The 13,406-nt window shown below is 31.3% G+C and carries 14 protein-coding genes; 10 read left to right on the forward strand and 4 right to left on the reverse strand.

What is annotated here, in order from left to right:
* Window positions 1–2 precede the first annotated feature (2 nt).
* From ACTT88_RS02275 to ACTT88_RS02300, 6 genes are all read left to right on the forward strand, one after another.
* Window positions 3–398: an HIT family protein gene (locus tag ACTT88_RS02275; protein WP_440907754.1), complete on the forward strand. Its 396-nt coding sequence runs from the start codon at window positions 3–5 to the stop codon at window positions 396–398.
* Between the two features lie 115 nt (window positions 399–513).
* Entirely contained in the window at window positions 514–1,308 is a 795-nt protein-coding gene (locus ACTT88_RS02280) for an adenylyl-sulfate reductase (RefSeq protein ID WP_440907755.1), read from the forward strand.
* Window positions 1,309–1,339: 31 nt separating this feature from the next.
* The gene (aprB, locus tag ACTT88_RS02285; protein WP_440907756.1) at window positions 1,340–1,810 is read left to right on the forward strand and encodes an adenylyl-sulfate reductase subunit beta; all 471 of its coding nucleotides are present in this window, start codon (window positions 1,340–1,342) and stop codon (window positions 1,808–1,810) included.
* Window positions 1,810–3,669, forward strand: a complete 1,860-nt coding sequence (aprA, locus tag ACTT88_RS02290; RefSeq protein WP_440907757.1) for an adenylyl-sulfate reductase subunit alpha — start codon at window positions 1,810–1,812, stop codon at window positions 3,667–3,669. The genes aprB and aprA overlap by 1 nt, the downstream gene beginning before the upstream one ends.
* A gap of 21 nt (window positions 3,670–3,690) precedes the next feature.
* Window positions 3,691–4,041 (forward strand): hypothetical protein, encoded by a 351-nt coding sequence (locus tag ACTT88_RS02295; RefSeq protein WP_440907758.1) that lies wholly within the window; start codon window positions 3,691–3,693, stop codon window positions 4,039–4,041.
* Between the two features lie 232 nt (window positions 4,042–4,273).
* Complete coding sequence (locus tag ACTT88_RS02300; protein ID WP_440907759.1) at window positions 4,274–5,353, forward strand: TSUP family transporter; 1,080 nt, start codon at window positions 4,274–4,276, stop codon at window positions 5,351–5,353.
* On the opposite strand, the gene ACTT88_RS02305 is transcribed toward ACTT88_RS02300, so the two are convergent.
* From ACTT88_RS02305 to ACTT88_RS02315, 3 genes are read right to left on the reverse strand one after another with little or no spacing between them, the layout of a single operon-like run.
* Window positions 5,350–6,417 (reverse strand): YeiH family protein, encoded by a 1,068-nt coding sequence (locus ACTT88_RS02305; protein WP_440907760.1) that lies wholly within the window; start codon window positions 6,415–6,417, stop codon window positions 5,350–5,352. The two genes, ACTT88_RS02300 and ACTT88_RS02305, sit on opposite strands and share 4 nt — an antisense overlap.
* Window positions 6,418–6,433: 16 nt before the next feature.
* The gene (locus ACTT88_RS02310; RefSeq protein ID WP_440907761.1) at window positions 6,434–7,600 is read right to left on the reverse strand and encodes a UxaA family hydrolase; all 1,167 of its coding nucleotides are present in this window, start codon (window positions 7,598–7,600) and stop codon (window positions 6,434–6,436) included.
* A gap of 4 nt (window positions 7,601–7,604) precedes the next feature.
* On the reverse strand, window positions 7,605–7,889 hold the full coding sequence (locus ACTT88_RS02315) for a UxaA family hydrolase (protein WP_075504801.1): 285 nt from the start codon (window positions 7,887–7,889) through the stop codon (window positions 7,605–7,607).
* A 111-nt stretch (window positions 7,890–8,000) separates the two neighbouring features.
* Between ACTT88_RS02315 and xsc the strand changes: the two genes are divergently transcribed.
* From xsc to ACTT88_RS02335, 4 genes are read left to right on the forward strand one after another with little or no spacing between them, the layout of a single operon-like run.
* A complete protein-coding gene (xsc, locus tag ACTT88_RS02320; protein ID WP_440907762.1) occupies window positions 8,001–9,785 on the forward strand; it encodes a sulfoacetaldehyde acetyltransferase in 1,785 nt (594 codons plus the stop codon).
* Complete coding sequence (locus ACTT88_RS02325) at window positions 9,778–10,161, forward strand: SxtJ family membrane protein (RefSeq protein ID WP_440907763.1); 384 nt, start codon at window positions 9,778–9,780, stop codon at window positions 10,159–10,161. Before xsc ends, ACTT88_RS02325 begins: the two co-directional genes overlap by 8 nt.
* Window position 10,162: 1 nt before the next feature.
* On the forward strand, window positions 10,163–10,312 hold the full coding sequence (locus ACTT88_RS02330) for a DUF5989 family protein (RefSeq protein ID WP_440907764.1): 150 nt from the start codon (window positions 10,163–10,165) through the stop codon (window positions 10,310–10,312).
* A 1-nt stretch (window position 10,313) separates the two neighbouring features.
* Window positions 10,314–12,149, forward strand: coding sequence for a carbamoyltransferase family protein (locus ACTT88_RS02335; protein ID WP_440907765.1), 1,836 nt, complete (start codon window positions 10,314–10,316; stop codon window positions 12,147–12,149).
* 33 nt (window positions 12,150–12,182) lie between these two features.
* Here the strand turns inward: ACTT88_RS02335 and ACTT88_RS02340 are convergent, their stop codons facing one another.
* Window positions 12,183–13,175 carry a hypothetical protein gene (locus ACTT88_RS02340; protein WP_440907766.1) on the reverse strand — a complete coding sequence of 331 codons (993 nt, stop codon included), beginning with the start codon at window positions 13,173–13,175 and terminating at the stop codon, window positions 12,183–12,185.
* Window positions 13,176–13,406 lie beyond the last annotated feature (231 nt).

Raw genomic sequence — 13,406 nt, forward strand, 5'->3', positions numbered from 1 at the left:
ATATGAAAGATCCAAACAACCCGTGCATATTTTGCAAAATCAGAAAAGAAGAGCTGCAGTTTGAAAATCAGTTAGCTTACTCATCCATAGATAGCTATCCAGTCTCAGAATTTCATAGTCTTATCGTTCCTAAAAGACATGTAGAGACATACTTTGAGCTTACTAAAGAAGAAATTCATGCATGTAACGAGTTAATTTTAAATACTAAAGAAAAAATTTTAAAACAAGATTCTACTGTTAAAGGTTTCAATATAGGCACAAATGCAGGAAAATCTGCAGGCCAATCAATTATGCATTGTCACATTCATTTAATTCCAAGAAGAGAAGGGGATGTTGAGAATCCCCAGGGTGGTGTTAGGTCTGTGATCCCAAAAAAACAACATTACAAAAGAAAGTAAATATTTTATTAGTTGTTATTAAAGACAAATTTATCAATAGTTTTTGTTGATCTGATGAGTTAACTAGATTAGAAAACTTTGAAATTATTTAAAAATAATTTAACATAAGGGTAAAATGCTTGAAACAAATCCATTTTCGTTATTATCAGAGGTAGTTCCTACTGTTGTTATGCAAGGTTTTATAATTGCAATGGTTCTTTTAATTGTTTTTGGAACAATTATTCAGATGATACATCACAAAAATTTAACTTATTTTTTTAATAATGCAAAAAAAGCAAAATTGCAGGCAACAAGAGATGTTGGAGCTGCTGAGAAAGCAAAAATTATTGTTAAGACTACTGTCTATGACATTGGGACAACATCAGAATTAGGTTTTGGAAAAAGAAGATTGGCACATGTTCTTGGTATGTATGGAACTATAATCTTTTGGATTGCTTCAGCAATGTTAGTGTTTTGTTATACAGGTGCAGATAAAACTTCTTCTACATTGTGGCCAATGCTATGGCATGCAGGCGCAATACTTACATGTGTTGGTGGGTTTTGGTTTTGGTTTTTTTTAAGAGTAGATGTTTCTGCTGAAGCACACCCTTGGTATAGAATTATTAAAGCTGATTTGTTTGTTTTAGCATTATTAGCATGTTCAACTTTTGGACTAGCTTGGTCTTACACTCAATTTAATGGTCAAGTAGGTTTATCATTCTTATTTTTTGCATTGTTTGTAGTTTCAAATTTAGTTTTATTTGGTGGAGTTTATTGGTCAAAATTTGCTCACATGTTCTACAAGCCTGGAGCAGCAATACAGAAAAATTTGGCTGAAGCAGACGGTTCTAGAGATAATTTACCACCTCCTGCGGATGCCCCTGAGCAATTTGGCTTAGGAATAAAAAGAGAAGAGCCAAAACATTATTAATATGATAACTAAAAAGGAAAGAAAATAAATTATGTCAACTTTTGTATATATGACTAGATGTGATGGATGTGGTCACTGTGTAGATATTTGTCCATCTGATATAATGCACATTGATGAGAACATTAGACGTGCGAAAAATATAGAACCTAATTTTTGTTGGGAATGTTATTCTTGTGTTAAAGCATGCCCAAATCATGCGATTGATGTAAGAGGTTATGCAGATTTTGCTCCGATGGGGCATAGCGTTAGAGTAAGACGTGAAGAGGAAAAAGGAACTATTTCTTGGAAAATTAAATTTAGAAATGGAACAACAAAAGACTTTGTTTCACCAATAACAACAAAACCATGGGGAAAGTTTATTCCTAAACTTGCAGATGGTGAAAAAATTAAACAAGGAGAATTAAACTCACAGAGACTTTATACTGAACCTGAAGGACTAAATATCGATGGTGAACTTCCTGCAGTTCCAAAAGAGTCTTTTAAAAAAGGAGTTTATTATTAATGGCTAAGCATAAAACTCATTACGAAGATTGTGATGTATTAGTTGTTGGTGGAGGTATGGCTGGTACTGGTGCAACTTTTGAAGCAAGGCACTGGGGTAGAGATATGAAAATTGTTTGTGTTGAAAAAGCAAACATAGATAGAAGTGGCGCAGTAGCTCAAGGTCTTTACGCAATTAACTGTTACATGGGTATGCAGTGGGGCGAAAATCAACCTGAAGATCATGTCAGATATGCAAGAAATGATTTGATGGGAATGGTTAGAGAAGATTTAGGGTATGACATGGCTCGTCATGTAGACTCAACTGTTCATATGTTTGATGAGTGGGGTCTTCCTATGATGAAAAATGAAGAGACTGGAAGATATTTAAGAGAAGGTAAGTGGCAGATAATGATCCACGGTGAAAGTTATAAACCAATTGTTGCAGAAGCAGCAAAAAAATCTGCAGACAAAATTTATAATAGAATTATGATTACTCATCTTTTAATGGATGAGGCTCAAGAGAATAGAGTGGGTGGAGCTGTTGGATTTAATATGAGAACAGGCGATTTCCACGTATTTAGAGCGAAGGCTGTAATTGTTGCAGCAGGAGGAGCTTCGCACATATTTAAGCCTAGAGCTGTTGGAGAAGGTATGGGAAGAACTTGGTATGCTCCTTGGAGTAATGGTTCAGCGTACGCATTACCAATTGCAGCTGGTGCTAAAATGACTCAAATGGAAAATAGAATTGTGTTATGTAGATTTAAAGATGGATATGGACCTGTTGGAGCTTATTTTCTTCATTTAAAAACGTATACACAAAATGCAAATGGTGAAAACTATGAGAAAAAATGGTACGATCAGACTAAAGAGTTAGTAGGTGAATATATAGATCACCATCCAACACCTACGTGTTTAAGAAATCATGCTTTTATTCAAGAAACAATTGCAGGTGGTGGACCAATCCATATGGTTACTACTGAGGCTTTTCAAGACCCACATTTAGAAACTGTTGGTTGGGAGAATTTCTTAGGAATGACAGTAGGTCAAGCTGTTGTTTGGGCATCTCAAAATATTGACCCGAAATATACAAATCCTGAATTAACAACGTCCGAACCATACGTAATGGGTTCTCACGCTACTTGTTCTGGAGCTTGGGTAAGTGGACCAGAAGATTTGTCTCCACCGGAGTATTTCTGGGGTTATAATAGAATGTTAACAATTGATGGATTATTTGGAGCAGGTGATACTGTAGGTGGAAGTGCTCACAAATTTTCGTCAGGCTCCTTTACAGAAGGTAGATTAGCAGCAAAAGCAGCTGTAAAATATATTGAAGATAAAAAAGCTGAGGGATTAAAAGTATCAGATAAACAATGTGAAGATTTCAAAGTTAAAGTTTACAAACCTTTAGAAAATTACACAGTAGCTCAAAATGAGATTACTGGAGGAACTGTATCTCCAAGCTATATCTCACCTATTCAAGGCTTACAACGTTTACAAAGAATAATGGATGAATATGTGGGTGGAATAGCTACAAACTATATGACTAATGCTAATATGCTAAAAAGAGGATTAGAATTGTTAGCTTGGCTTGAGGAAGATCTTGAAAACGTGGGAGCTGAGGATTATCACCAGCTTATGAGAGCATGGGAGCTTAAACACAGAGCTTTGACATCTCAGTGCGTAACAGAACATACTATGTTTAGAGAAGAAACTAGATGGCCTGGATATTATTATAGAGGTGATCATATGAAACTTGATGATGATAATTGGCATTGTTTAACAGTTTCTAGAAGAGACCCTAAGACTGGTAAGTTTAGTATGGAGAAAGTTCCTGTCTACCATATAGTGGATGAGAACGAGAAGAAAAAAGCTTCTTAATTAACTTTTTAATTAAATTTAATGGATATTTTATCTAAAACAGATGATGAGATATTTGAATTAGCTAAACCTATTTGGGATAATTTGGTTAAATCATCTAATCTTAAAGATTACGGTGGTTTCACTAAAGATTTTTCCACTCAAATGCTATTTGGTGCTAACGAAGTAGAGCTTGGTAAGCAGTGGGCTAATAACAAGCTAATTACTAATCTTAAAGAGACTTTTGAACCGTTTGGATGTCTTAGAAGAGGAGACTATATAACTGTTCTAATTAAACAGACAAATAAAGAGATCCCAGGAGAATTCCTTGGAAGATTGGTTTTAGGAGTTGAGGACGACACAATTAAAGTTTTTGGGGCTACCATCTACTAGGCAAAAAAAATTGCTTAATAATAAATAATTGTTTGACAAATTTCGTTGTGGGTGTATTGACGAATTTAATGTTACTTTCTAACGTAAAAATTATCAATAAACTCTCAAATTTTAAAACTATATTTATTAAGGCAGGAATTATAGCAAGCTTAACAGCTTACTGGGGAGTGATTTTAGTTGGAACTTTTATCACTTTTAACTAAGTTGTTTTTTAACAACTTTTAAATTTTTTATGGAAGTATTTTTACCGATAGCTCAAGTTTTTGTTAACCCTATCGAGATACTTTTATTAAGTGCGATTGTTGGAGTGCTTTCAGGTTTATTTGGTGTTGGTGGTGGGTTTTTGATGACACCTTTCTTAATTTTTTTAGGAATACCTCCTGCATATGCAGTTGCTAATGAAGCAAATAATATTTTAGCTACTTCAGTTTCTGGATCTACCACGCATTATTTAAAAAATACTTTAGATTATAAAATGGGTTCAATGATTGTGATAGGAGGTGTAATTGGAACTTCTTTAGGAATTTACACTTTTACATATTTTAAAGGTATTGGAAAAATTGATACAGTAATCTCTCTGGCTTACATGTATATATTAGCAATAATCGGAACTTTAATGTTGGTTGAGAGTTTGGGTGAAATAGATAAAGCAAAAAGAAACATTGTAGTTAAAAAAAAATTACATGTTCATTATTGGATTCATGGTCTTCCATTAAGAATGAGATTTCCAAAGTCTAAATTATATGAGAGTATTTTTACACCAATTATAATTGGTCTATTAGTTGGATTCATTGCTGCCATTATGGGAATCGGAGGTGCTTTTATTTTAGTTCCTGCAATGATTTATATAATTAAAATGCCTACCAAATTAGTTCCTGGTACATCTTTATTTGTAACAATTTTTGTAAGTGTGGTTGTTACTTTTCTTCATTCATTTAATTATGGATCTATAGATTTATTTCTAGTTCTCATGTTGGTTGTAGGATCTATAATAGGAGTTCAGGTTGGACAAAAATTAGGAGAAAGAATCGATAGTTCTGGTTTAAGAGCCTTATTGGCAATTTTATTACTGATTGTTGGAATAGCAATTGCATACGATACATTTTTTGCAGAAAAAATTATAAATGGAACTGCTAAAGCCACTAGTTCAAATTTAAACTTCTTTTCTGAATTTATAATTGATTTTTCTAAAGAGATGCCTTTCTTTTACGGACTATTTACAATTATGTTTGCAATTATTTTAGGTGTTGGAGCTGCTTTTATAAGACGATTTATTTCAAACTTTAGAAAAAAATTATTAGTTAAATCTTAATTAAAATAACTTAGATATAATTCGATAGTTGTAATACAAACTAAACCAACAGTTGCCATACTTATAAAACCAACAACAAATGGTTTGTAACCCATATTTTTAATTTCTTTTAAGTTGGTAGAAAGACCAATTGCTGCCATTGCCATTGTTAAAAATATTTTTGAGAACAATTGAATACCCTCAATTGTAGCCGACCATTTGTAATTATTTGAGTACATTAGATCACCTAAATTTCTAATTATTATCATGGCCACAAAACCTAATACAAAGTAAGGAAAAATATCTTTTATTGAGTATTTCCTTTCTGTAGTTTTTCCTCGATTATAAAGAAATGCAAATAAAGGGATCATGATAATCAAAAAGGTATTCCTTATTAATTTTGTGACTGTTGCGATATTTAAAGTTTCAGGACTATTAAACTGTTGGTCATAAATCAATCCTGCAGCTGCAACTTGAGAGGTTTCATGGATAGAGGTTCCTAAAAACAATCCAATTAGTAAAGGCTCACTTTCAAAATAAAAGTTAGCAAAATAAGGATAAATAAGCATCGAAAGTATTCCAAACAATGTAATATTAGCAATTGCATACGACACCTCGTTTTTTTTTGCACTAATAACAGGAGCAGTAGCCATAATTGCAGTAGTGCCACAGACAGTACTGCCTATAGATATCAAGTAAGCCATTCTTGTTGGTATTTTTAATTTTTTAATAAGAAGTTTAATTACTATTAACACACTAATTATACAGATTATAATTAATGGAATTGCTATTTTTCCAAATTCTAAAAATTCAAATGGCTTCAATTGAATACCTAGACAAATAATACCTAGTTTTAGAATATATTTTTGTGTAAAATCTAATCCTTTTAAAAAACTTTCTCTTATTTTAAAAACATTTCCGAAAAACATTCCTAATAAAATAGCAATCATTGCAGTAGATATTGGGCTTTTTTCATAGCCTAATAGCTCAATACCAAGAATATTATTGAAACCTTGAGATAAAGTGTAAAGAACAAATGCCAATATAATACCTGGTAATACAACCAGGTATTTCTTAATATTCATGAAAGACCAAAGCTAATTAAGCACTTCTGTAAAGTTTAGTCATAACAAATTCTTTATGACCCAAAGCTTCAGCACAAGTTAATCTACCGTTTGCTACTCTAAGTGTCGTTTTAATTAATTCATCACCTGCTTCAGATAAATTCATTTCTCTTGAAAGAATTTTTGAAACATCACAATCAATGTGCTCTCCCATACCTTTTACAGTTAATGGATTAGCTGTTAATTTAACAACAGGTTCAATTGGATTTCCAACGATATTACCTTGTCCAGTTGGAAATAAATGAATATTAAAACCAGCAGCAGCTTGAAGCGTTACACATTCTGCAGCAGCAGATGAAGTGTCCATAAAATACAAACCTTTTCCTTTAGTTGGTTCTTCTGCTGGTTCAAGAACATCAATAAATTTACAATTTCCAATTTTTTGAAAATTACCAAAAGCTTTTTCTTCAATTGTTGTAAGTCCACCAGCTATATTTCCAGCTGTAGGTTGACTTTCAGAAAGATCATCTGTTGCTTCTTTTAAAATAAAATCATTATAAGAGCTCCAGGTATTCATAAATTTGTCAGATGCTTCTTTTGTAGCTCCTCTAGTTGCACATACTTGTTCTGCACCAGTTAATTCAGATGTTTCACCAAAACACAAGTGAACACCTAATGGCTCAAGTTTGTCCATTAAATTTCCAACAGTTGGGTTTGCAGCAAGTCCTGAAGTAGTATCAGATTCTCCACATTTAACTGAAATCCATAAATCACTTAAAGGACACTCTTCTCTTTGTTTTTCTGAAGCCCACATAACAAATTCTTGTGCTTTTTTTGATGCTTTCATTGTCGTACCAATATCGCCTGTACGCTCAATATGAAATCCTTCAACTGGTTTTCCAGTTTTAGCAATTCCATCTACAATTTTTTTTGTCCATTTCGGCTCAATACCTATTACAATTACAGCTGCAACATTTGGATTACATCCAGTTCCTATCATTGTTCTAAAATGAAGCTCTAAATCTGCACCAAACTGAAGTCTTCCGTAAGAATGAGGAAGAGCGATTGTGCCTTTAATGTTATTTGCAACTGCCTCTGCACATGCGTTCGAAATATCATCAACTGGCAAAATAATTACATGATTTCTTGTTCCGGCTCTGCCGTTTTCTCTTTTATAACCTAAAAAGCTCTTTGGGATTTCCATACTATTACCACTTCTTTGTTTTTACATTGTGAACATGTACATGCTCACCTTTTTTGATTGATTTAACAACTTTACCAATATCGTGACCATACTTTAAAATAGTATCGCCCTCTTTAAGGTCAACCATTGCAATTTTATGACCTAAAGGTATTTCATCTACGGATTGAATATTTGTTGAACTGTCGTCTTCCATTATCCAGCAAGCACAGTCTTGTTTAGGAGTGATTTTTTCAATAACAACTACTCCTACGTTGTCTTTTTTATCATGTATGATTATATCTGTTGCCATATCGTGTCGATTTGTTTGTTTGAAATTTCTAAAATCTTATATATTAATCGCACAAATTAACAAACGAATTTTATAAATAGTATAATTACACTTTAGAGAGGTTCTAGTTTTATGACAAAAATGACAACAGAAGAAGCTTTTGTAAAAGTTTTACAAATGCACGGCATTGAACATGCGTTTGGAATTATCGGTTCAGCCTTTATGCCAATTTCAGATATTTTTCCAGATGCAGGTATTACTTTCTGGGATGTTGCTCATGAAACAAACGGCGGCTTAATTGCTGATGGTTACACAAGAGCTACTGGTAAAATGTCAATGGTTATTGCTCAGAACGGACCCGGAATTACTGGATTAGTTACACCAATTAAAACAGCTTATTGGAATCATACTCCTCTTTTATTAGTTACACCACAAGCTGCTAACAAAACTATGGGGCAAGGTGGATTTCAAGAAGTAGAGCAAATGAATTTATTCAAAGACATGGTTTGTTATCAAGAAGAGGTACGAGATCCATCAAGAATGGCTGAAGTACTAAATAGAGTTATAGAAAAGGCTATAAGAGGATCTGCACCTGCGCAGATAAATGTTCCAAGAGATTATTGGTGCCAAGTAATTGATATAGATCTTCCTCCAATTGTAAGACTCGAAAGACAAGGAGGAGGAAATGATGCTGTAGCTAAAGCAGCTGACTTATTATCTAAAGCTAAGTTTCCAGTAATATTATCTGGAGCAGGTGTTGTTATTGGAGGAGCTATAGAAGCTACAAAAAAACTTGCAGAAAAATTAGATTCACCCGTTTGTTCAGGTTACCAACATAATGACAGTTTCCCAGGAAGCCATCCTTTAGCTGTTGGTCCTCTAGGATATAATGGATCAAAAGCTGCAATGGAATTAATTTCAAAAGCTGATGTCGTATTAGCTTTAGGAACAAGATTAAATCCTTTTTCTACTTTACCTGGTTATGGAATTGATTATTGGCCAAAGAGTGCAAACATTATTCAAGTTGATATTAATCCTGACAGAATAGGTTTAACTAAAAAAGTTACTGTAGGAATAAGTGGTGATGCAAAATTAGTTGCTGAACAAATTTTAGAAAAATTATCTTCAAACGCTGGTGATACTGACAGACAGGCTAGAAAAGATTTAATTCATCAAACTAAATCAGCTTGGTTACAAAAACTTTCAAGTTTAGATCATGAAGATGATGATGAAGGAACAGTTTGGAATAAAGAAGCTAGAGAAAGAGATGCGGATAGAATGTCACCAAGACAAGCTTGGAGAGCAATTCAAGCAGGAATGCCTGATGATGTAATTATATCAAGTGATATCGGAAACAATTGTGCGATAGGTAATGCTTACCCTACATTCGAAAAGCCAAGAAAATATTTAGCACCAGGTTTATTTGGTCCTTGTGGTTATGGTTTTCCGTCAATATTGGGAGCAAAAATTGGCTGTCCTGATACCCCTGTTATCGGATTTGCTGGTGATGGTGCTTTTGGTATCAGTATGAATGAAATGAGCTCATGCGCAAGAGAAGAATGGCCAGCTATTTCTATGGTGATATTTAGAAATTATCAATGGGGTGCAGAAAAAAGAAATACGACACTTTGGTTTGATAACAATTTTGTTGGTACTGAATTAGATCCAGAGTTAAGTTACGCTAAAGTTGCTGATGCTTGTGGTTTAAAAGGTGTAACTGTTAGAACAATGGAAGAAACTACAAATGCAATCAAACAATCTTGTGAAGATCAAAAGAAAGGAATTACAACATTTATCGAAGTAATTCTTAACCAAGAGCTTGGGGAACCATTTAGAAGAGATGCAATGAAAAAACCTGTAAGAGTTGCAGGTATAAATAAAAAGGACATGAAGCCTCAAAAATCTTTAAATGGATGATATAAAAATAAGTTCTAATCGAAGTTTTGGAATTGTTTTTTTTGTAGTTTTTTTGCTTATTACTTTATATCCCTTAACTTATAGTCAAGATATAAGAGTATGGTCAGCAATAATTTCTATAATCTTCTTAGTCCTAGGTTTATTAAATTCTAAAATTTTAACTCCTTTAAACAAACTTTGGTTTAAATTTGGAATATTTCTTGGGAAAATAATATCTCCAATAATTATGGGAATAATCTTTTTTTTAGTAGTAACACCTATAGGTTTATTAATGAGATTATTAGGAAAAGACTTAATAAATTTGAAATATAATAATAATAAATCTTATTGGATTGAAAAAAAAGGTCCAAAAAGTAAAATGAAAAATCAATTTTAATATGAGTTTTATCAAAGAATTTTTGGAATTTTTGAAAGTAAGAAAAAAATATTGGCTTTTACCAATTATAATCGTTTTAGTCTTATTTGGAGGTTTAATTGTTTTAACTCAAGGTTCAGCAGTAGCTCCATTTATATACACAATTTTTTAAAGTGAGTTCAATTTTAGGTATTTCAGCTTTTTATCATGATAGTGCCGCTTGTATTTTGGTAGATGGGAAAATTGTTGCGGCAGCACAAGAGGAGAGATTTACTAGAAAAAAACATGATGCAAACTATCCTTATAATGCAATTGAGTTTGTTTTAAAATTTTCAAATTTAAAGTTAAGTGAAGTAGACCAAATAGTTTTTTTTGAAAAACCATTTTTAAAATTTGAAAGATTATTAGAAACTTATGTAGCTTTTGCACCTAAAGGTTTTGTCTCTTTTGCAAAAGCTATGCCTTTATGGATTAAAGAAAAGCTTTTTCAAAAAAATCTTTTATTTAATAAACTTCAGCAACATGATGAAAATTATAACTCTGACGAAAATATTTTTTTTTCAGATCATCATTTAAGTCATGCAGCGAGTGCTTTTTTTCCATCACCTTTTAATGAAGCAGTTATTTTAACTGCAGATGGCGTAGGTGAGTGGGCAACAACTACAGTTGCAGTAGGAAAAAATGAAACTTTAGAAATTAAAAAAGAAATTCATTTTCCTCATTCACTTGGATTACTTTATTCAGCATTTACGTATTATACAGGTTTTAAAGTAAACAGTGGTGAATATAAATTGATGGGTTTAGCTCCATACGGAACTCCTATTTATGAGGATAAAGTAAAACAATTATTTGATTTGAAAGAAGATGGTACTTTTAGACTAGATCAAAAATATTTTAATTATGCAACTGGACTCACGATGATAAATGAAAAATTTAATAGTTTATTTGGTCAAAAACCTCGTAATCCAAAGAATGAAGAAATAACTCAATTTCATATGGATATTGCATCATCAATTCAAAAAGTTACCGAAGAAATTATGATTAAGTTGGCAAAATCTATTCGAGAGGAATATGGAATTAGAAACTTATGTTTAGCCGGAGGTGTAGCGTTAAATTGTGTTGCAAATGGAAAAATTCTTAAAGAAAAAATTTTTGATAATATTTGGATCCAACCTGCTGCCGGTGATGCAGGAGGTTCTTTAGGTGCGGCTTTAGCATTGTGGCATATTGATCTTGGACACAAAAGAACAGTAAACTCAAATGATGATATGAAAGGCTCATATTTAGGAAATAAATTCAGTCAAGATGATATTGAAAAAGATTTGAAAGACATGGGTGCTAATTTTGAAACGTTAAACTATGAACATTTGATTAATAAAACAGCAGAACTTTTATCAAATGAAAAAGCTATAGGATGGTTCCAAGGTAGAATGGAATTTGGTCCTAGAGCCCTAGGAGGAAGATCAATCTTAGCAGATCCAAGATCTAACAAGATGCAAAAAAATTTAAATCTTAAGATTAAATATAGAGAAAGTTTTAGACCTTTTGCACCTTCAGTTTTGAGAGAAGATTTATCTGACTGGTTTGAGATGAATGTGGATAGTCCATATATGTTATTAGTAGCAAATATAAATTCAAATAAAAAAATTGAAATAAATGATGAACAAAAAAATCTTTTTGGTATAGATAAATTAAATATTAAGAGGTCAGAAATTCCCGCTGTAACCCATGTTGATTATTCAGCTAGAATTCAAACAGTTACAAAAAGTACAAATAATCGTTACTATGATTTAATTTCAAAGTTTAAGGAAAAAACTGGCTGTCCAGTAATAGTGAATACTTCTTTCAATGTAAGAGGTGAACCAATTGTGAATACACCAATAGATGCTTTTAATTGTTTTATGGGAACAGATCTAGATTACTTGGTAATAGGAAACTGCATTTTAGATAAAAAAAAACAAGATCCTAAGTTAAAAAAAAACTATTTATATAAGTTTTTATTGGACTAAAAACTTAAAATAAAAATTATAGATCAATATAATTTAATAATTAATTAAATTTTTAATTAATATTTTTGACAATTTTTTATGACCTTCAGCACTAAAGTGCCTCATTATTTTTGCTGGAAAAAAACTCAAAGGATCACCATAATTTTTCATTTCTTGATATAAGTCTATGTATTTAATATTTTTTCTATTTAGGATTGTTATTATTTTTTCATAATTATCTTGGTACGTATTTCCAACATAAAAATGTTCTCTCGCAGGTATATAAATAAAAGTAAATGAAGAGTTATTTTTAGTTGCCAACACTTTATATAAATCCAGTATTTCTTCTAGTACATTAAAATTTTCAGAGCTATAAGCGTAAATTTCTTTTTTATTATTTAACAAGCCTATTCTTTTTCTAATAGTATTCATTTTTATTATTTCATTGTAATAGTAATTAATTTTATTAAGTAAATTATCTTCCTCTATAAGTTTATTTTGCTGTGAAACCTTATCCTTAACAATACTATCTTTCTTTTCGTTTAAGCTAATTAGATTTTGAGAAAAATTTCCAGTTAAATATTTTTTTAATTTTTTATTTTTTTTTTCTTCTACTTCATATTCAAAAAAATCGTTACCTTCATAAAAACAAAAAATTATATTTGAATTTTGAATATGATTTCCATACTCTATATAAGTTGCTAAAGAGAGGAGCAATCCATTTCCACCATAAGCAAGATTTAAGGCTGTAAAATTTTTATTTTCATTAATAATACTTACAAAATTTTCATTTTGATAAACTGCACTTCCTTGTGTCATACTATCTCCCAAAAAAATTAGTTTATTATTTTTTGCGTTAATTATTTTAATATGTTGTTCTTTTTCATTATTAAAACCATATTCATCTGATAAATATGTACCCCAATAATTGTTTTCATTTGCTGTTACTGTCATAACGTTTGACAAACCTGAAAGTGGAAGAATTTCAAGATTATTTTTTAAATGTGTTATCGGTGGGACTTCAGGAAAATAGTTATTTTCATTCACAAATTTAAATTTTTTAATAGTCGAAGTATTTGATGGGTTTTTTATAAAAAGAAATAAATTTATAAAAAATATTAAAATAAAAAATACAAATAAATTTACATAAATTAAAAATCTTTTTTCTTTAAAGAAAAAAATACTTATAATTATTATATTAAATATAAATAGTGCGATAAAAGTTTTTGAAGTTGGAAATTTATAATTCTCAGTTTCTATAATTAAAAAAAAACTTAA

Source organism: Candidatus Pelagibacter sp., from assembly GCF_052046145.1.
Taxonomy (GTDB): Bacteria; Pseudomonadota; Alphaproteobacteria; order Pelagibacterales; family Pelagibacteraceae; genus Pelagibacter.

Bases quoted from the DNA above. Each gene is read 5' to 3' on its own strand.
- ACTT88_RS02275 (WP_440907754.1), top strand. From the start codon at position 3: ATGAAAGATCCAAACAACCCGTGCATATTTTGCAAAATCAGAAAAGAA.
- ACTT88_RS02280 (WP_440907755.1), top strand. From the start codon at position 514: ATGCTTGAAACAAATCCATTTTCGTTATTATCAGAGGTAGTTCCTACT.
- aprB (WP_440907756.1), top strand. From the start codon at position 1,340: ATGTCAACTTTTGTATATATGACTAGATGTGATGGATGTGGTCACTGT.
- aprA (WP_440907757.1), top strand. From the start codon at position 1,810: ATGGCTAAGCATAAAACTCATTACGAAGATTGTGATGTATTAGTTGTT.
- ACTT88_RS02295 (WP_440907758.1), top strand. From the start codon at position 3,691: ATGGATATTTTATCTAAAACAGATGATGAGATATTTGAATTAGCTAAA.
- ACTT88_RS02300 (WP_440907759.1), top strand. From the start codon at position 4,274: ATGGAAGTATTTTTACCGATAGCTCAAGTTTTTGTTAACCCTATCGAG.
- ACTT88_RS02305 (WP_440907760.1), bottom strand. From the start codon at position 6,417: ATGAATATTAAGAAATACCTGGTTGTATTACCAGGTATTATATTGGCA.
- ACTT88_RS02310 (WP_440907761.1), bottom strand. From the start codon at position 7,600: ATGGAAATCCCAAAGAGCTTTTTAGGTTATAAAAGAGAAAACGGCAGA.
- ACTT88_RS02315 (WP_075504801.1), bottom strand. From the start codon at position 7,889: ATGGCAACAGATATAATCATACATGATAAAAAAGACAACGTAGGAGTA.
- xsc (WP_440907762.1), top strand. From the start codon at position 8,001: ATGACAAAAATGACAACAGAAGAAGCTTTTGTAAAAGTTTTACAAATG.
- ACTT88_RS02325 (WP_440907763.1), top strand. From the start codon at position 9,778: ATGGATGATATAAAAATAAGTTCTAATCGAAGTTTTGGAATTGTTTTT.
- ACTT88_RS02330 (WP_440907764.1), top strand. From the start codon at position 10,163: ATGAGTTTTATCAAAGAATTTTTGGAATTTTTGAAAGTAAGAAAAAAA.